The organism is Pararhizobium sp. P1_E7, from assembly GCF_056405855.1.
In genome coordinates this window covers 134,343-153,855 of record NZ_JBFUBH010000007.1, presented here as the reverse complement: position 1 = coordinate 153,855, position 19,513 = coordinate 134,343, and the positions used below count along the sequence as shown (strand labels likewise).

The following is a 19,513-nucleotide window of genomic DNA, read 5'->3' as shown; positions in this document are numbered from 1 at the left end:
TCCTCTCAGAATTCGAATGTTTTCAGAACGGCGTGCTCGCCGCTATTCCRCCGCTGCGGCGAGACCTTGAATCTCGAAACGCGCCGAGTTGGAGCGTGGCGACCACAGGCCGCGATCGATGGCCTCCATCAGCTTGCCGGTCATTTCGCGCAGCGCTGCCGGGTTCTTGTCTTCCATGAATTGGCGGACCCTCTCGTCCATCACATAGGCCTGATAGACCGCCTCGAAATGATGGCTGCGCACAGCGCCGGTCGTTGCCGCGAAGGCAAACATGTAATCGACCGTGGCGGCGATCTCGAAAGCGCCCTTGTAGCCATGACGCATCACGCCTTCGATCCATTTCGGATTGACGACGCGGCCACGCACCACCCGGCCGATTTCCTCCTCCAGCGAGCGTATCACCGGCTTTTCCGGGCGGGAATGGTCGTTGTGATAGACGGCCGGGCGCGCGCCTGCCATCTGCTCGACCGCCAGGCTCATGCCGCCCTCGAACTGGTAGTAATCGTCGCTGTCGAGCAGATCGTGTTCGCGGTTGTCCTGGTTCTGGACGACGGCCTCGACAGTCTTCAGCCGTGCTTCCAGAAGCCCGCGCTCCGCCTTGCCGTCTTCACCGGCGCCATAGGCATAGCTTCCCCAGGTGAGATAGGCATCGGCGAGATCGGCGCGGTTGTCCCATCCCCCCTCATCCATCAGCGCCTGCAATCCCGCACCGTAGGCACCGGGTTTGGCTCCGAAGACACGGTAGGAAGCGCGTCGTGCGGCTTCCTTCGACGAAACGCCGGAAGCCTCCAGCCGTTTGGTTTCGACGCGCATGCGCGCGGCGATCATATTGTCGGCGTCATCCTCTTCGAGCGCGCCGACGGCGCGGATCGCCGTATCGAACAGTCCGATCTGCTCGGGAAAGGCATCCCGGAAGAAACCGGAAATGCGCAGGGTGACATCGACCCGCGGACGGCCCAGCGTTGCCAGCGGCACGATCTCATAGCCCGTGACGCGGCGCGAGATCATATCCCAGACGGGCTTGGTGCCGATCAGCACCATTGCCTGGGCGATGTCATCGCCGCCGGTGCGCATGTTCGACGTGCCCCAGGCTGTGAGACCGAAGGATGTCGGCCAGTCGCCATGATCCTGCAGATAGCGGCGAATCAGGAGTTCGGCCGATTTCTTGCCGAGCTCGAACGCTGCCGGCGTCGGCACGGCGCGGCTGTCGACCGAATAGAAATTGCGGCCCGTCGGCAGCACGTCCGGCCGCCCGCGCGTCGGCGCGCCGGAGGGGCCGGGAGCCACGAAACGGCCGTCGAGCCCGGTCATCAGCGCAGCGATTTCGGCGGGACCGGATTGGGTGATCGAGGGCTTGAGGCGGGCTTCGATTTCGTCGAGAACAGCGCGGGTGGAGGTCCAGCTTTTAGGGCACGGCAATTCGCCGGAGACGAACCTCGTGGCCAGCAACTCGATGCGCTCGACAGTATCGCCGGCGGTCCGCCATGGGGCGTCGGAGACTTCGGCAAGCATGGCCGGTTGCGGGCCATGCCAGGGATCGGAAAGGACGCAGTCGAGCGGGTCGAACGAACGTTCCGGATTGATCTCCTCCCTTGAGGGGGAGATCAGTTTCGAACGCCCCAGCCCCGCATCCACTGCCATCGCCCGCTGCAGGCTCTGGTCGCCGCCCTCGCCCAGCCCGCGCGGCACACGCGCAAGAGCAACCGTCAGGTCCGTCAGCAGCCGGCCTTCCGGAGCAACGCCGAAGATATGCAGACCGTCGCGGATCTGCAGTTCCTTGAGGTCGCAGAGATAGGCGTCGAGCTTTTCGAGCGCCTTGTCCTCGGCGTCGGACCCGGCAATGCCGGCGTCATGATCGAGGCCGATGTCACGCACGAGATCGAGGATCTGCTTGCTCAGCAATCTGAGACGCCGCGGGTCGCCGCCGGCTGCGTCGTAATATTCATCCACCAGCGCTTCGAGGTCTTTCAGCGGGCCGTAGGATTCGGCCCGCGTCAGCGGCGGCGTCAGGTGATCGATGATGACGGCACTGCTACGCCGCTTGGCCTGCGTGCCCTCGCCCGGATCGTTGACGATGAACGGATAGAGATGCGGCATCGGACCAAACACCGCTTCCGGATAACAGGTTTCCGACAGCGCCAGCGATTTTCCCGGCAGCCATTCGAGGTTGCCGTGCTTGCCCATATGGACGATGGCATGCGCACCGTATTCCTGACGCAGGAAGGCGTAGAACGCCAGATAGCCATGCGGCGGCACAAGGTCCGGCGAGTGATAGGTTTCCTTCGGATCGATATTGTATCCGCGCGCCGGCTGAATGCCGACCAGCGTTTCTCCAAAGCGCGTCAAAGGCAGGGCAAAGCGGCCGTCGCGGAAGAACGGATCACTCTCCGGCCGGCCCCAGCGGTCAACAACCTCACCCTGAATCTGAGTGGGAAGAGACGAGAAGAAGGCCTTGTATTGACTCAAGGAAAGCGTCTCGCGGACTTCGCAGTCCACCCGCGCCGAATTGGTCGGCCCGTCCATCATATACCGGATCAGCGCATCGCCATCACGCGGGATATCATCAATCCCGTAGCCGCAGGCCGCCATCGCTTTCATGACTTCGATCGTGCCGGCGGGCGTATCGAGGCCGACGCCGTTGCCGAGCCGCCCGTCGCGGTTGGGATAATTCGCCATGACGATCGCCACGCGGCGCTCAGCCGGTGCGGCCTGACGCAGTCTGGCCCAGTTGGCTGCCAGCTTGGCGGCAAAGGCGACGCGATCGGCCAGAGGTTCATGGCCGACAATATTGGCCTCGACATCGGCGTCGTAGACAGCCGCAGCCTTGAACGAAACGGCCCGCGACAGGATGCGCCCGTCAACTTCCGGCAACGCCACGTTCATCGCCAGATCGCGCGCCATCAGGCCTTGCGGCGAGGCTTCCCAGGCGGCACGCGAGGAGCCGGAAAAGATCACTTGAAGGACCGGCGCGCCGGAAAACTCGAGCACGGTCGGCTTTCTGTCGGCGCCAGGCGCGGAAACCGCGAACCCGGTCGCATTCATCACCACCATCGGCGGCACTTCGCCGAAAACTGCCTCCAGCGTACCGATCGAGACCGCATCCTTGAGGCTGGACACAAACACCGGCAGCACCGTCAAACCTTCAGCACCGAGCGCGTCGATCAGGGCTTCGACAGGCTTGGTCTCGCCGCTTTGGACGAGGGCGCGGTAAAAGCAGAGGGCGACGATAGGGCCGTTTCGTGACTGAGGAGCGATTCCCCCCTCCGCCCTATCAGGAATCTCCCCTTCAAGGGGGGAGATTGCCGGCGCAAGCTCTCGCTTTTCCAAATCACGGTCGGCAGGTTCAAATTCCGCTCTGCCCGGGACAAACCCTACCGCTTTCTTCCATGCCTCGGTTCCAATCACGCCCTGCCCCGGCCACCAGATTCCCGCCTTCATCAGCGGCGCTGCGGATTCCGGTTTTTCCGAGCCGTCAATCAGCGCCTCGGCATAGCTGAGCAGCCGGACCATGTTGTCGGCGCCGCCCTCGGTGAAATAGGCCCACATCCGGTTGCGGTCTTCGGCAGGGACGGTCGAAAACGGTTCCAACCCCGGATCGGGCTTGTCGCAGCCCGGCAGTACGGCAATCTGGAATTTATGGGTGACGGCTGCCGCATGCAGCGCCTCCAGCACATAATGGAAATAGCTGGCACCGCCGAGCGGGCGCACGATGATGAGCCTGGCATGGCGCGCCGTGCGCTCGACATAGGTATCCACCGACATCGGGTGCTTGAGCGTCAAGAGGCTGGCCACCCGCAGGCTCGGCTTGGCCCCACGCGCGCGATGCGCGCCGGCGATCGACGAAAGTTCGGTATCAGCGGCGGACAGGAACAGGATATCAGCCGGCGACTGACCGAGATCGATCGCTTCCTCGCCGTCGGTGATCGTTCCCTTCTGGGCTAGGAGGAGATGCATGCAACCTCCCTGAGACTGGGCGACGTCCTCTCCCCAATCCCTCCCCACAAGGGGGCGGGACTAGCCTTCCGCACCTCTTTGCCAAGCCTGTTCGTCTCGAATGGGAAACAGGCCCTGAACCGGTCGACCGGGTACGAAAATAGCGGCAAGCGCCGTTCTGGCCTCTCCCCCTTGTGGGGAGGGGTCGGGAAGGGAAAATTCTCGCGCCCGGTCAAAACGCCCTCAAACCGCCGCTGCGATGGCAGCGCGTACGGCGGCTTCATCCATGTCATGCAGGCCGATGACGACCAGGCGGGTGCGGCGCACTTCGCCTGCAGCCCATGGGCGGTCGAAATACTGCTCGATACGGGCGCCGACACCCTGGATCAGCAGGCGCATCGGCTTGCCGGGGATATCGGCGAACCCCTTCAGGCGCAGCACATCGTGTGCGGCGATGATCGGCTTCAGCTTTTCGATGAAACCGGCGGGATCGGCAATCGGCCCCAGTTCGACAACGAAACTGTCGAACTCGTCATGGCTATGCTCCTCGCCCGCCTCATGTTCCATCTCGTGATGGGACTTGCGGTTGGCGATGTCGCTTTCCGTGCCGACACCGAGGCCAAGCAGCACGGCTGCGGAAACCTCGCCGTTCTTCGCTTCGATCATCGCCGGCTTGCGGCTGGTGCGCGCGGAGACCTCGTTGCGGACAAAGGCAAGACCGGTCGAATCGAGCAGGTCGGTCTTGTTGAGAATGATCAGATCGGCGGCGGTCAGCTGGTCTTCGAACAACTCCTCGATCGGGCTTTCGTGATCGAGATTGTCATCGTTGACGCGCAGCGCATCGACCTTGTCGTGATCGTCGGCAAACCGTCCGGCGGCGACGGCGGCGCTATCGACGACGGTGATGACGCCATCGACGGTCACTTGCGTGCGGATATCCGGCCAGTTGAAGGCAGCGATCAGCGGCTGCGGCAGCGCCAGGCCGGATGTTTCGATGACAATATGGTCCGGGCGGTTTCCGCGCTCAAGCAGCTTGGTCATGGTCGGAATGAAATCGTCGGCCACGGTGCAGCAGATGCAGCCATTGGTCAGCTCGATGATGTCGTCCTCGCTGCAGGCTTCGGCGCCGCAGCCCTTCAGCACGTCGCCATCGACGCCGAGATCGCCGAACTCGTTGATGATCAGCGCGATGCGCCGGCCGCCGGCATTTTGCAGGATGTTGCGGATCATCGTCGTCTTGCCGGCGCCAAGGAAGCCGGTGATGACGGTTGCCGGGATCTTGCCGTGGGCGGCTTTTTCAATGGTCATGGATCAACCCTTCATTTTCAGCGGCAATCCGGCCGCGATAAAATAGACGTCTGCGGATATCTCCGCAATGATCTGGTGCAGCCGGCCGGCATGGTCGCGAAAGTCGCGCGCCATCCGGTTTTCCGGCACGATGCCAAGCCCGACCTCGTTCGAGACGAAGACCAGCCGGGCCTTGGCTTGCGGCACATAGGCCGCGAGCTTTTCAAATTCGGCCGCGATATCCCGATGCTCCATCATCAGGTTGGTGACCCACAGGGTCAGGCAATCGATCAGAACGATGCGATCAGGCGCGTCGATCGCTTCAAGGCAGGTGGCAAGCTCGAGCGGCTCCTCGTGGGTCTGCCAATCGGCCCCGCGGCGATCGCGATGCTCGGCAATCCTTGCCTGCATCTCACCGTCCCAGGCCCTCCCGGTCGCGACGTAATGCATGCCAAGACCCGACGCCTTGACGAGTTTTTCGGCAAAAGCGGATTTGCCGGAACGGGCGCCGCCCAGAACCAGCACGCTGCCTGCCAGCACACTGCCTGACTGTATCGCTGTCATGAAATGATCCCGGCCTCAGCGCACGCCGGGCGATAAACGGACCCATACACCACGCAAGCCTGCATCCGCGGCAACGCGAAACGGACCGTTCCGGGAACGGGATAATGAAGCCATGACAACCTCCGTGCTGGCATCGGGAGTGTCTCTCCCTGGATCGGGCGAACCCCTGGCTAAGATGGGGCCCTTGAGGATGGCAGGTCTCCTGGCTCACGGCGCCACGTGCCGCTTAAGGGCACGAACGGGTTCGCCTCGCCTTCCCGGAGGTTTTGGGTATCACGAAGAGGTGGACGATTCGTAGATTTAGAGGCGTCCAGCCCCGGCTGATCGTGATGCCGCTCCAGTGGCTTTTCCGGTTGGGCCGACCCTTCCGCCGCCGCGAATGCGGACAGTCCGGACCATCGGCTTTCCCGGATGGCGAACCCTGACCGTTCTACAGTCGCGGGGTCGGCTGCGATAAGGACGCCCGGTTTGGGTCCGGCCCGTCGCATTCCCATTTACTCCCGACATGCAACGGCACATCGGGAACCATCCAATGGTTGATGATTAGGCGCTCATCCGGATCAAGTCAATTGCGGCGCGATCTCCGTCGCCGGGTTCGGCCCGGCCTCGGCAAGACTTCGCTTGATCCTCGAGGCATCGGGAGAAATCTGAAAACCGCCGCGATCAGGACGTCAAGACATCAGGCCATCCAGCCAGCGCGGGTCCAACACCGCTTCCAGCTCTGCCGCGATATCGTCGAGCGCCCGGTCGACCGATTGCCGGTAATTTTCACCACCGCCCTCGATGCCGAAGCTTTTCAGCAGCGCAGCGCGATAGGCATCGCTGGCAAACAGACCGTGCAGATAGGTTCCGCTGACCATGCCGTCCGCCGACACCGCACCGTCCGGCCGGCCATCGATGATCACGGCCGGGCGGACGCAGTCGGCGCCGGTGGTGCGGCCGAGGTGAATTTCGTAGCCTTCCAGCGCAACGTCGTAGACCGCCGAGCGGGCGCTGCTGTTGCGCACCGTCTTTTCCGGCGCCATCTCGGTTTCGACCGCAAGCAGGCCGAGACCTTCGATTTCAACGACATTGCCTTCGATTCCATGCGGATCGGTGACCCGGTCCCCCAGCATCTGGTAGCCGCCGCAAATCCCGATGACGCGGCCACCACGCCGGACATGCGCCTGCAGGTCACGATCCCAGCCCTGCACGCGAAAATCGCTGAGATCGGCAATCGTCGCCTTCGATCCCGGAATGACCACCAGACCGGCGTCCGCTGGAATTCTCTCGCCGGGACGAACGAAGACGAGATCGACTTCCGGCTCCGCGGCCAGCGGATCGAGATCGTCGAAATTGGCGATGCGCGACAGGACGGGCACGGCAACCTTCAGCGCTCTGCCCGCCCCCCGTGCCAGCCTTTCCAGCACGACGGAATCTTCTGCCGGGAGACGGCCGGCGCTCTTCAGCCAGGGAACGACGCCGAAGCAAGGCCAACCGGTGAAACTTCTCACTGCAGCTATGCCGTCGTCGAACAGCGACACGTCGCCCCGGAACTTGTTGATGATATAGCCGCTGATCATGGCGCGGTCTTCGGCGGACAGAATAGTGTGGGTGCCGACAAGCGAGGCGATGACGCCGCCGCGATCGATGTCGCCGACCAACACGACCGGAACTTTGGCGCGGGTGGCAAATCCCATATTGGCGATGTCACCGGCGCGCAGGTTGATTTCGGCCGGCGATCCGGCTCCTTCGACGACAACCAGATCGACGCCGGACCGGACGGTTTCGAAGCTTTCCATGACGGCGCCCATCAATTTAGGTTTCAAGGCCTGATAATCGCGCCCCCTGGCCTGCCCCGCGACCTTGCCCTGGACGATGATCTGGCTGCCGGTTTCCGACTGCGGCTTGAGCAGAACAGGGTTGATATGCACCGATGACGGGATGCGGGCAGCCATCGATTGCAGCCATTGCGCCCGGCCGATCTCGCCGCCGTCGTCCGACACCGCGGCATTGTTCGACATGTTCTGCGGCTTGAACGGTGCCACCTTCAGACCGCGGTTGGATGCGACACGGCAGAGGCCCGCCACCAATACCGTTTTTCCGACATCGGAGCCGGTTCCCTGAAGCATGATCGTCTTTGTCATGACACCTCGTCTAGCATCGCTATCGCCACAAGCAAAGCCATGTTTTGCCGCATTCTTGCCACCATTGCGGCCGTTCGCTCACGCCATGTTTCAGACCGCTGCAAGGCTTGCGCAGCTTTGCGGCAACAGTATCCGAAAAGCGACATTCCATGGCAAAAACTCTTGTTGCTTTGCGCCGCAGCAGGCGTATATCAGCACCATCAAACCACAGAGCGAACAAACGCTTCACACCCAAGGTCACACCCAGATGTTGTTCATCTTCAGCAAGCCCAATTTCGTTCAGATCGCCTGGAACTCCAAGGCTCCCGACAGCCAGTCGCGCGTTCGCAACACGGTCATGCCGACCCCCTTCGGCCCGCTTGGTTTCATCCGGACGCGCAGCGTCGGCTAATAGTCTCTCCCAGACTGACCACTCGAACCGCGCCAGTTAAAGAGGCGCGGTTTTTTTGTGACCGAAAGCCAAGGCGGACACCGGCTCTTACCGCATCATTCCTTAAATCGATTCCGATTTAAGGAAAAACCATGCAGACCCTTGCGCGTCATGAATGACGCGCGGCGCTGTAAACGCGAAAACCGCACCCGCTCCTTTCGGAACTGTGCGGTCTGCCAACAGTACGCATGGCCCCTCCGGCATACACCCGGAGATCGCTCCGGCCGGGACGCAGAACCTGATCCAGCCGGGCGGCCAAGTTTCCCTGCCGCACGAAAACAATTAGCCTGACAGTGTTACCGGATGGTTAGTGAGAGCTTAACCAAAGGTGAATTCCGCATTTTTTTCACTTTTTTTCATGCCCGATGAAAATCAATTTGAAGGCGCATACGGAACACAATTTGTCTGCGATAAAACACGCTTCGCACCTCTTGTGTGAAGCAGTGCTAATTTTACGCCAAAGATCGGCGCATTTGCACAAAATTTTGCCCGTATCATTAAAATTCAACGGCTTGCGCGCGCCTTTTGGCGGCCCGAGAAAGCCGCCGGCACGGCTTAAAACGATTCCGGAGGTTGATTTCTCCTGTGGAATACTTACGCTACCCCCAACGGTAAAAAGAGAGGACTGACGGCGGAGTTGCGCAGTCAGACAACAAAACTCCAACGCCGTCGCAGCGGGGATGAAAGACTGGCCTTGCCACAAGCGCCCCCCGATCTGCTTCAACCTGAACGATTGGGTTTCCGGGAGATGCAGTATCCCGACCAACCCCAAGATTTTTGGCTGCATTAAGACTGGGAGGTCTTAAACATGAAGAAGCTCCTCGCTTCCACTATCCTTGCTGCCGGCCTCTACGCGCTGGCAGGTTCGGCATCCGCCGCCGAATGCGGCGAAGTCAGCATCGCAGAAATGAACTGGGCATCCGCCGGCGTCGCCGCCCATGTTGACAAGTATATCCTTGAGAACGGCTACGGCTGCACGGTAACGCTGGTAACCGGCGACACCATGCCGACCTTCACCTCGATGAACGAGAAGGCGCAGCCGGACATGGCGCCCGAATTGTGGGTCAATGCGGTGCGCACGCCGCTCGACGCCGCCATCAAGGAAGGCCGCCTGATCGAAGCCGCGCCGCTGCTCAGCGAGGGCGGTGTCGAAGGCTGGTGGATTCCGAAGTTTGTTGCAGACGCCCATCCCGACATCAAGACCGTTCAGGATGCACTGAAACATCCGGAACTCTTCCCGGCGCCGGAAGATGCTTCAAAGGCCGCTATCTACAATTGCCCGTCGGGTTGGAACTGCCAGGTTTCGTCCGCCAACCTCTATAGGGCGCTCGGCGCCGAAAAGCTCGGTTTCGAGCTGATCGATACCGGCTCGGCAGCCGGTCTCGACGGCTCGATCTCCAACGCCTTTGAAAAGAAGACCGGCTGGCTTGGCTACTACTGGGCTCCGACGGCTATTCTCGGAAAGTACGAGATGACGCGCCTCAGCTTCGGTGTCGAGCACAACAAGGCCGACTGGGACGCGTGCACCGCCGTTCCGGATTGCCCGGATCCGAAGGTCAACTCCTACCCGACATCTGACGTCTACACGGTGGTGACAAAGGCCTTCTCCGAGAAGGCCAGCGTTGCGATGGACTACGTCAAGGTTCGCAAGTGGGACAACGGCACCGTCAACAAGGTTCTCGCCTGGATGGACGCCAACCAGGGCACCAACGAAGACGCAGCCAAGCATTTCCTGGAAAACTATCCGGACATGTGGACCAAGTGGGTCGCGCCTGACGTCGCCGAAAAGGTCAAGGCAGCCCTCTAACGGAAAGACCGCCGGCAGCGAAGCTTGCCTCGCTGCCGGCCTTTGGCCGGTAACGCAGCACATTGCCATGACGCCGGAAAACAACAGGCCCAATAGCCGGCGACACGAAATGCCGCCGGTATTTCCGTGAAATATGGATATGAAAACGAAAATCGTCGCAAACGGCATAGCCGCTTGCGGCGGAAAGCTGTCACATTTTCGGCATGCCGGGGTTCGTAAAGAAACCACCCAAGTCTGCGCGCAAAGGCCTCAAAGGCATTGGTGACGCGGCCGGCGTTATAAAACTTCCGGTTTAAAGGGGAACAACATGGCAATATGCAGTTACTTGCCAGATCTGCTTTGTAAATTTCCGGCGATCGACGAAACGACTATCCGCATGGCTCGAAAAAGCGTCGATGATGGCTTCAAGGCCCTCGTGCGCGAATATGTCAACGCCATCGATGCTCTCGTCCAGCCGCTTCAGTGGTTTCTGAACTATCTTGAAAAGCTGTTCGTCAGCTCGCCATGGATCATCATCCTGGCCGTGATGGTTGCGATCGTCTACTACGGCAGCCGCGACCTGCGCATTACCATCGGCACGATCGCCTCCATGCTGCTGATCGGCCTTGTCGGCCTGTGGAACGACACGATGGTCACCTTGGCCATGGTCACGGTCTGTACGTTTATCGCCATTATCGTCGGCATTCCGATTGGTATCCTGATGGCCCGCTCCGAACGCGCCCAGTCCGTCATCAATCCGATCCTCGACGTCATGCAGACGATGCCGAGCTTCGTCTATCTGATCCCAGTCGTGATGATCTTCGGTATCGGCAAGGTTCCAGGTCTGATCGCCGTCGTCATCTATGCCGTGCCGCCGATGATCCGTCTGACCAATCTCGGGATACGGCTGGTGGACAAGGAAGTGCTGGAGGCGGCCGACGCGTTCGGCTCGTCGCCGTGGCAGCGACTGAAAAATGTCCAGATGCCGCTTGCCTTGCCGACCATCATGGCCGGCATCAACCAGACCATCATGATGTCTCTCGCCATGGTCGTGGTCGCCTCGATGGTCGGCGTCGGCGGCCTCGGCCGCAACGTGCTGCAGGCCATCAACAACCAGTTCTTCACCGTCGGTTTCTTCAATGGTTTCGCGCTTGTTGCGATCGCCATCATTTTTGACCGCACCAGCCAGGCCTATGGCAAGCGGCTGCAAAAGCATTCGGAGGTGATCCATGGCTAGTCACGCAATCGAGGTCAAGAACCTCTACAAGATCTTCGGACCACGCGGCCGTGACTTCGTCGATCAGGTCAAGGCCGGCCTCGGCAAGACCGAGCTCAACGAAAAGCATGGCCACGTGCTCGGCCTGCAGGACATCAACATTTCCATGCCGGCAGGCGGCGTCATGGTGGTCATGGGCCTGTCCGGCTCGGGCAAATCCACGCTGATCCGCCACATCAACCGCCTGATCGATCCGACGGCCGGTGAAGTGCTCTATGACGGTGTCGACGTCTGCAAGATGAGCGAAAACGACCTGCGCGAATTCCGCCGCCACAAGACAGCGATGGTGTTTCAGAAGTTCGCGCTTCTGCCGCACCGCACGATCATCGAAAACACCGTCTACGGCCTGGAAATCCAGGGCGTGCCGATGGAGGAAAGCCGCAAGCGGGCGCAGGGCTGGATCGAGCGCGTTGGCCTCAAGGGATTCGAGAACCACTATCCCAACCAGCTTTCCGGCGGCATGCAGCAGCGCGTCGGCCTTGCCCGGGCACTGACCAACGATGCCGATATCCTGTTGATGGACGAGGCCTATTCGGCGCTCGATCCGTTGATCCGCGTCGATATGCAGACGGTTCTGCTCGACCTGCAGAAAGAGCTGAAGAAGACCGTGGTGTTCATCACCCACGATCTCGACGAAGCCCTTCGGCTCGGCGACAAGATCGCCATCCTGCGCGACGGCAAGGTTATCCAGCAGGGCACGGGCCAGGAGATCGTCCTGAAGCCGGCCGACGAATACATCACCGCCTTCGTCAAGGAAGTGAACCGCGGCCGCGTCATTAATGTCGAAACGATCATGAAGCCGCTGTCGGGCAATCCGGAAGGCGTACCCGTCACCATCGGCACCGTGCTGGAAAGTGCTGCCCGGATGATGACGGTCGCCAACCAGAATGTTGCCCATGTGGTCGATGCCAATGGCCGGCCGGTCGGCTCGATCGATCTCGGCACGATCATTTCGGCCATGGTGACGCCGATCAGCCATCAGTTGCAGGCAGCCTGAAGGCTGCCTCAGGAGGACAGGGCGGACAAACCGGCCTGTCCCGCCCTTTCCTGGAAGGCTCGCCCCGAGCCTGCGCGCCAGGCGGATCGTGATCGTCCGGCTTAACCGCCCGGTCCACAGGCGGACCGATCTTTACCGCGATTTAACCATGTGGGGGCACTGTGCGATAAGGCAGGCCAACATCGCTTTCAGGCGCGCGCGTCGCGCGGCCGGGCGCGGGTGGTACCGGAAGGTGGGTGGATGGCAACGGCCGCCGCCATCTTCGCCGTCAGTCACGGACACACCGCCTTGCACGAAGCAGACGCCAGATTGATCATACCGCAGCCGGCGCCCGACGGGGTTGCGGCGATCATGCGGGCTGCAACGTCATTGCTGGCGGGCTTCGGCCTGTTCATCATGATCTTCACCCTCAGTCCTTTTACGGGAGATATTGCCTCCGAGGGAGACGTTGGAAGCACGGCGAATGTCGTCAATCAGATCGGCTATCTCGGGCTGGGCGGGCTGTTCATATTCTTCATGCTGGCCTCCGTTCCTCCCCGCACATTGCTGCGGCTGATCTCTCCCAGCTGGCTGATCATTTTTGCAATCGCCTATTTCTCCTGCCTGCAGTCCTATGACCCGGCCGCTTCGGCACGCGGCGTCACGCTCAGTCTTGTCGCCATGCTGATTGTTGCCGGCGTGCTGGTCTTGCCGCGCAGCGAAAAAGACTTCGTCTCGGCCAGCGCCAATGCGGTGTTGCTGTTGCTTGTCGTCAACTATGCCGCCCTGGTGCTGCTACCCGACCGGGCGATCCATCAGGCCATCGGTTCGGAGCCGTGGCATGCCGGCTACTGGCGCGGCCATCTCGCGCACAAGAACGTATCGGCCCCGATTTTTTCAGTGCTCGCCATGTTCGGCATATACTGCATCCGCGCAGGCGCCCGGATGCGCGGGTGGGCCATCACGCTCCTTGCCGTCATTTTCGTTCTTCATACCGGCTCGAAGACGACGATCGGTTTCCTGCCGCTGGCGATCGGCATCGTACTTTGCGGCAGCGCGATGCGCAGTCCGGGCGCAATCGTCATCGTGCACCTGTGTTTCGCAGTGCTCGTCGCCTGCCTCACCGTCGGGACAATCTACTCCCCCAGCTTGCTCGCGATGACCGCAGCGGTGCTGGAGGACCACACCTTCACGGGTCGCGACGCGATCTGGCAGTTTGCATCCGAAAGCATCGCCGCGCATCCCTGGTTCGGCCATGGGTATGCCAGTTTCTGGCTGTCGCCGGTCATACGCGGCATGGAAGCCAATTTCGAAGCGGATTGGGACGTGCGCGGGATCGTATCGGCGCACAACACCTTCCTCGACGCGCTGCTGACCTTCGGCATTCCGGGCGGAGGCGTGATCATCCTTCTTCTCTTCGTTAAGCCGCTCATCGACTACATTCGGGCCGCCCGGCGCACTGGAAGCCGCAACTTTTCGGAGTTCTGCGTGATGGTCATCGTATTCATGACCTATAACGGCATGCTTGAATCCTTCATTCTGAACCGCGCCGATCCCCAGTGGATGCTTCTGGCGCTGGCGGTTTTCGGGCTCGACATGGCCGCGCGCTGCAACCTGCGCCAAGACGCGGATTAAGCTCGGCGAACAGCTGCGCCCTTGCAATCATATAAGGATATCTTTATATGATTAGGAAACCCGATGAGATCAGGATACCCCATGACCGTTCACGCCAATCCGCTTTCCGACCTCCTTGACGCCAAGGGCGTGCTTCTCGCCGACGGTGCGACCGGCACCTCGCTGTTTGCCATGGGACTGGAAGCGGGCGAAGCACCGGAACTCTGGAACGAAGCCAAGCCGGACAATATCACCAAGCTGCATCAGGATTTCGTCGATGCTGGCGCCGACATCATCCTGACCAACTCTTTCGGCGGCACGCGCCATCGTCTGAAGTTGCATCAGGCGCAGGATCGCGTTTACGACCTCAACAAACGCGCCGCCGAAATAGCCCGCGCAGTCGCCGACAAGGCACCGCGCAAGGTGATCACGGCAGGCTCGGTCGGTCCGACCGGCGAACTGCTGATCCCGCTTGGTGCCATGAGTTATGAAGATGCGGTCGAGGCGTTCGTCGAACAGATCGAGGGCCTGAAGGCCGGCGGTGCGGAAGTCGCCTGGATCGAAACCATGTCAGCGCCTGACGAAATCCGCGCTGCTGCAGAAGCAGCGGTCAAGGTCGGGCTGCCCTATGTCTATACAGGTTCGTTCGACACGGCCGGCAAGACGATGATGGGCCTGCATCCCAAGGATATGTTTGCGGTCGCACAGGACATCGGCAGTGGCCCGGTCGCAACCGGCGCCAATTGCGGCGTCGGCGCTTCCGACATCCTCTCGTCGCTGCTCGACATGACGGATGCCAATCCGGCGGCAAACATCATCATCAAGGGCAATTGCGGCATTCCGGAATTCCGCGGTTCGGAAATCTACTATTCCGGAACCCCGCCGCTGATGGCCGACTATGCGCGCCTTGCCCGTGATGCCGGTGCCAAAATCATCGGCGGCTGCTGCGGTACGTCGTGCGAACATCTGGCCGCGATGCGGGTGGCGCTCGACACCTATGTGCCGGGCGAACGGCCGACCGTCGAAACCATCATCGAGCGCATCGGTCCGATGCGCAACAAGACTGCCAATGAAAGCCCGCCGGCCCCTGCCCGCGAACGCGGCAGCCGTCGCCGCGGCTGATCGGGATACAGTCCCCAAAAAACGACAGGGCCTGAAGATCCGCAGATTTTCAGGCCCTTTGCATTTCAGGCGGCGTCGGCGGCCTGGAAGAAGCGGATATAGCCGTCCTTCAGGCCGGGCCTGATACAATCCGTCATCAGCAATGCAAGATGGAAGATCGACTGGATATCCCGTTCCTGTTCGATCAGCCCGGCAAGGTAGACCACTACCTCGTCATAATCGGCGGCATTGGTCCGGACGCTCTGTAGAAATTCCGCCATGGCAAGGCGGCCATTCATCAGAAGCACGTCTGCGCGTTCCGAAGGAGCCAGGGGCAGCGAGCGGCGAAGCGTAAAAACATGAACGTCCAAAAACCGCAAAAGCGCGGCAAACTTTTCACTGTCCGCCGGAAGCCCCGCCTTCTGGTAGAGATTGCTGGAGGCGGCGGCAATGCCTTGCGCGCTCGCCCAGATGCCGAGATCGTACCGGTAGATCAGCGACGGATCGTGGACCATTCTGCCGGCCGTCATCAGCGCGAAGGATAACGCCCAGTCGCAATATCCCCCCTTGGTCGGATGCGCCTGCGTGAAGAACCGCAACAGCGGCACGAAGACGCTTGTGCGGTATATGCTGTAATAAATGCTGTTATTGCCCATCACCTTGCGGGTGAATTCCTGCAGCCGCTCACCCGGCGAAGCGCCATCGATCGTGTAGCTCTCCGACTGGCAGACGCCGGCCTGCGCCGTCCAGATCTGCGTTTGCGGGCGCACACCGACAACATCGCCGGGCAGCAAGGAAAGATCGACCGGCGTTTGGCCCTGGTTGACATGGATCTGGTCGTCGTCGCCCATCGGCAGCAGGAACGGCGTATCGGCCAAGGACAGAGCTTCCATCCAATTGGCGGAAGCGTCCTCGCTCGGCGAATAATGATAAAGCAGATTGGGCGAACGGTTTTGAAGCTGCGCGCGCTTTTCCGCGTCACGGGAATTGTCGGACACGATCAGCCGCGCACCGGTTTTTTCGGCATAGGCCAGAGCGCTCTCGATCGAACCGCGCGACCTCGCCCACGGCCGGTTGCTGGGCATGCAGATAGAAAGTTGGGTCATACGGATCACCGCTAAAAAAAACGCCCGAACGCCGAATCCAGAATCCGCGGGTCATGACATCGGAAGGTTCTTTCAATAGCACCGGCAAGGCTGCGCCAGCCTTGCGGCTGAATCCAGTTTTGCCCCAGCCTGGGCCGATACTCTGCCGCCCGATTGACCTGTTGCGAATAAAGAAAGCTTAGACATGAACGGCATACCCGCTGCATTCCCCGCCCGCGATTCCGTTGCCGAAAAGCTGGCAGCCCTCGGCGAAAGCGAGCAAGCCTACCTGTTGCTGCTGATGGAAAATGCCGTGCAGGATGAAAACCTGATCGAAGGCCTGTACCGCCAGCTCGACCTTGCCTCCACGGCAAAACTGTTGAACTCGTTGAAACTGGAAAAGCTCGGCGAGTGGCTGGGCTCGAACGCCCCTGCCCGGCTGCAGATCCGCCTGATGGAAGCGGCAAAATCCAGCCAGCACGCCGCCTATCAGGCTTTCCGCATCGGGCTCGTCCGTTCGGGCGGGCTGGAAAAGGCCTATCCGAAAGCCTGAATGCATCAGACATGCGCTGCGCCTGGAACCCGGCGGCGAGCGCCCTCCGTTTCACCGGAGGGCGCGCTTTGGCTCAGTTCAAGACAGGGGCGTTATTCTCCACTGAGACCCTTGGCAAGCCGTACCAGATTGAGGAATTCCGCCCGGTAGCCATAGGCATCCTCGCCCTTGGCGGCGGATGCAAGATCAAGGATCGAGCCATAGGGATAGGAGGACACGGCATCCGTTCCCCGCAGCTTCTGGCCGAAGGCCGAGACCGCGACGGAGAACCGCACATCCTGCCCGGCCTGCTCCAGGCTCGCCACGGCATTGGCTTGTGTCACCGGCGTCGTAATGAGCTTGCTGGTATCGCTATCCGGCTGCTTGTAGCGGATTTTCAGGTATGCCAGTTCGCCGGAGGGGGCCGGACCGTCTGACAATTCAGCCGGTGCTGTGCCATAGCGCAGGTCGTCATTGAGAACCGCCGGGCTTCCCTTCGGCGTGATTTCGTAGATCGCGGTGACCCGATGGCCGGAGCCGATATCGCCCGCATCGACCTTGTCATTGTTGAAATCCTCGCGCTTCAGGGCACGGGTCTCGTAACCGATCAGACGATATTCGGCGATCTCACGCGGATTGAACTCCACCTGGAATTTCACATCCTTGGCAATCGGGAAGAGCGACGACCCAGCCTCCTCGACCAGCGTTTTCTGCGCTTCGGCCAGCGTGTCGATATAGGCGGCCGTGCCATTGCCGTTCTGCGCCAGCGTCTGCATCAGCGCGTCGTTGTAATTGCCGCGGCCAAAACCCAGCACGGAGAGGAAGATACCGCTTTTGCGCTTGGCCGTAATTGTCGCCTTCAGCTCTTCGTCACTCGACGGCCCGACATTGAAATCGCCGTCGGTGGCCAGCATGACCCGGTTGATACCGCCCTTGACGAAGGCCCGTTCAGCCAGATTGTAGGCGGCGTCCAGCCCTTGCGCGCCCGCCGTCGATCCGCCCGGCTGCAGCGTGTCGATCGCCGCAAGGATCTTTGCTTTCTCCTTGATCGCCGTCGGCTCCAGCACTGTGCCAGCATCGCCGGCGTAAGTGACGACCGACACGGTATCCTCGGGCTTCAGTTTTTCGACCAGAAGGCGGAAGGCGCTTTTCAGAAGCGGCAGCTTGTCCGGCTCGTCCATGGATCCGGAGACGTCGATCAGGAAAACCAGATTGGCACGCGGCGCCACGGCCGGCGCAACGTCATAGCCCTTGATCCCCACATGCATCAGCCGCGTATTGGCATTCCATGGCGTCGGCAGCACGGTGACCGTCGCCTTGAATGGCGCGTCCTTGCTGTCGGGACCCGGCCAGTCATAGGGGAAATAATTGATCATCTCCTCGACCCGCACGCTGTCAGGGTCCGGCATCTGCCCGGCCATCAGCGACTTGCGCACGAAGGAATAGGACGCCGTATCGACATCGGCCGAGAAGGTGGAGACCGGATCGGTGGCGACGGATTTGACCGGATTGGTATCGGCCGAAGTGAAGCGGTCGCGGTTTTCCTCAGCTTGCCAGACGGTATCGGCCGGAGCCGGCGACTGCATAGTCCCTACGATAGAGCCGCCGGACATCGTTTCCGTTGCGACCGAAGCCGGCGGCGCGGCGAATTGCGTCCTGCCTGTCTGACTTGCGGCAGCGTCGAATTCAAGCTCCTGCTGTGCTTGCCCGGGCACCGCTTTGCCGACCATGACTTCAACCCCAGCTCTGCCACGCGCCGCCGGTTCTTGAGCCTCACGCGCGTCAACCCGATTGGCCAGGGCACCGGATGGCTGCGTTCCAGCAGTGCCGTCCGCTGAGACCTTGTCGGCAGACGGATAGGCGTTTGGTTTCGCCGGCGCCGCTTTCTTTGCCTCCGCATCCTTCAGTGCGTCGCGGCCTGCCACCTCAACCTGTTGCCCGTTGGTATCGACCGGCAAACCACCGCGGGTCAGTTCCAGCGTGAGAAAGGCGGCAGCGGGCACCACCAAGAGCGTGGCGAGTGCCGAACCTGCGAGAAATTTCCTGTTCATGACGGGGCTCCATAGCCTGTTGAATATGGAGCTTTGACGCCGGGCACCGGCCGTTCCTTGGGGTCGTTCGGAAGTATTTTCCGCCTCGTCGAAAGCCTGCATCGCCAGCGACAGCGCGCGCGCCCGCGCATCCGGCGAAGGCGCAGGCGGGGTCATGCGGCCAAGGTCTTTCAGATCGTCGTTCATCACATCGTCTCCCTGCCGAGCAGGATTTTCAAACGCTTGCGGGCTTCATGCACATGCCAGGACACTGTTGCCTCCGAACATCCCATGACGTCGGCCGCCGCCGCATGCGACAGACCCTCGCCGTAGACGAGCAGAACGGCATCGCCCTGCTTGTCGGGCAGTTGCCGCACGGCATCCCACAACGCCTCGGCCTGATCGTGGTTGTCGTTTGCCGCAGTGCTGGTCGGGTCGGCCAGAAAATTTGCCGCATTGCGCCGTTCCCGTAGCTGGCTTCGCTGGTGATCGCGCGCTGCGTTGAGCGTCAGCGTGTAGAGCCAGGTGCGAAACCGGCTCGCACCGCGAAACGCCCTGATCGCCTGCCCAAGCTTCAGGCATACCGTCTGGGCGATATCCTCGGCATCGCCGGCATTGCCGGACCAGCGCCAGGCAACGGCATGGACGAAATCATAATGCCGCTCGACGAGCAGGCTAAAGGCGTTTCGATCGCCTTTCTGAGCCCGTTCGATAAGATCCTCGTCCAAATCACCCGCCCGGATTTGTTGCAACTGGTACTTTGACGTTTGGCG

General features: G+C 61.2%; 14 protein-coding genes and 1 riboswitch. Of the genes, 7 read left to right on the top strand and 7 right to left on the bottom strand.

Annotated features, from left to right (window positions below; all coding sequences use genetic code 11):
* Nucleotides 1-42: 42 nt before the first annotated feature.
* The 4 genes from cobN to AC1D17_RS10695 form a co-directional block, all read right to left on the bottom strand.
* On the bottom strand, nt 43-3,954 hold the full coding sequence (gene cobN / locus AC1D17_RS10710) for a cobaltochelatase subunit CobN (RefSeq protein ID WP_477565390.1): 3,912 nt from the start codon (nt 3,952-3,954) through the stop codon (nt 43-45).
* A gap of 222 nt (nt 3,955-4,176) precedes the next feature.
* On the bottom strand, nt 4,177-5,241 hold the full coding sequence (cobW, locus tag AC1D17_RS10705; RefSeq protein ID WP_477565389.1) for a cobalamin biosynthesis protein CobW: 1,065 nt from the start codon (nt 5,239-5,241) through the stop codon (nt 4,177-4,179).
* 3 nt (nt 5,242-5,244) lie between these two features.
* Nucleotides 5,245-5,784, bottom strand: coding sequence for a bifunctional adenosylcobinamide kinase/adenosylcobinamide-phosphate guanylyltransferase (cobU, locus tag AC1D17_RS10700; RefSeq protein WP_477565388.1), 540 nt, complete (start codon nt 5,782-5,784; stop codon nt 5,245-5,247).
* Nucleotides 5,785-5,959: 175 nt separating this feature from the next.
* A riboswitch (cobalamin riboswitch) is annotated at nt 5,960-6,329 on the bottom strand.
* A 126-nt stretch (nt 6,330-6,455) separates the two neighbouring features.
* Complete coding sequence (locus tag AC1D17_RS10695; RefSeq protein ID WP_477565387.1) at nt 6,456-7,910, bottom strand: cobyric acid synthase; 1,455 nt, start codon at nt 7,908-7,910, stop codon at nt 6,456-6,458.
* On the opposite strand from AC1D17_RS10695, the gene AC1D17_RS10690 reads away from it, so the two are divergent.
* The 6 genes from AC1D17_RS10690 (at nt 7,894) to bmt (ending at nt 15,114) form a co-directional block, all read left to right on the top strand.
* A complete protein-coding gene (locus tag AC1D17_RS10690; RefSeq protein ID WP_477565474.1) occupies nt 7,894-8,301 on the top strand; it encodes a hypothetical protein in 408 nt (135 codons plus the stop codon). The genes AC1D17_RS10695 and AC1D17_RS10690 overlap by 17 nt on opposite strands.
* 847 nt (nt 8,302-9,148) lie before the next feature.
* Nucleotides 9,149-10,147, top strand: coding sequence for an ABC transporter substrate-binding protein (locus AC1D17_RS10685; protein ID WP_477565386.1), 999 nt, complete (start codon nt 9,149-9,151; stop codon nt 10,145-10,147).
* Between the two features lie 307 nt (nt 10,148-10,454).
* Nucleotides 10,455-11,363 carry an ABC transporter permease gene (locus AC1D17_RS10680; protein WP_477565385.1) on the top strand — a complete coding sequence of 303 codons (909 nt, stop codon included), beginning with the start codon at nt 10,455-10,457 and terminating at the stop codon, nt 11,361-11,363.
* A complete protein-coding gene (locus AC1D17_RS10675) occupies nt 11,356-12,399 on the top strand; it encodes a quaternary amine ABC transporter ATP-binding protein (protein WP_477565384.1) in 1,044 nt (347 codons plus the stop codon). The genes AC1D17_RS10680 and AC1D17_RS10675 overlap by 8 nt, the downstream gene beginning before the upstream one ends.
* A gap of 240 nt (nt 12,400-12,639) precedes the next feature.
* On the top strand, nt 12,640-14,013 hold the full coding sequence (locus tag AC1D17_RS10670; protein WP_477565383.1) for an O-antigen ligase family protein: 1,374 nt from the start codon (nt 12,640-12,642) through the stop codon (nt 14,011-14,013).
* Nucleotides 14,014-14,094: 81 nt separating this feature from the next.
* Nucleotides 14,095-15,114: a betaine--homocysteine S-methyltransferase gene (bmt, locus tag AC1D17_RS10665; protein ID WP_477565382.1), complete on the top strand. Its 1,020-nt coding sequence runs from the start codon at nt 14,095-14,097 to the stop codon at nt 15,112-15,114.
* 65 nt (nt 15,115-15,179) lie between these two features.
* Here the strand turns inward: bmt and AC1D17_RS10660 are convergent, their stop codons facing one another.
* Complete coding sequence (locus tag AC1D17_RS10660; RefSeq protein ID WP_477565381.1) at nt 15,180-16,199, bottom strand: glycosyltransferase family protein; 1,020 nt, start codon at nt 16,197-16,199, stop codon at nt 15,180-15,182.
* A gap of 184 nt (nt 16,200-16,383) precedes the next feature.
* On the opposite strand from AC1D17_RS10660, the gene AC1D17_RS10655 reads away from it, so the two are divergent.
* Nucleotides 16,384-16,731 (top strand): hypothetical protein, encoded by a 348-nt coding sequence (locus tag AC1D17_RS10655; RefSeq protein ID WP_477565380.1) that lies wholly within the window; start codon nt 16,384-16,386, stop codon nt 16,729-16,731.
* Between the two features lie 92 nt (nt 16,732-16,823).
* On the opposite strand, the gene AC1D17_RS10650 is transcribed toward AC1D17_RS10655, so the two are convergent.
* Complete coding sequence (locus AC1D17_RS10650; protein WP_477565379.1) at nt 16,824-18,947, bottom strand: vWA domain-containing protein; 2,124 nt, start codon at nt 18,945-18,947, stop codon at nt 16,824-16,826.
* Nucleotides 18,947-19,468, bottom strand: coding sequence for an RNA polymerase sigma factor (locus tag AC1D17_RS10645; RefSeq protein WP_477565378.1), 522 nt, complete (start codon nt 19,466-19,468; stop codon nt 18,947-18,949). Before AC1D17_RS10645 ends, AC1D17_RS10650 begins: the two co-directional genes overlap by 1 nt.
* Between the last annotated feature and the right edge of the window lie 45 nt (nt 19,469-19,513).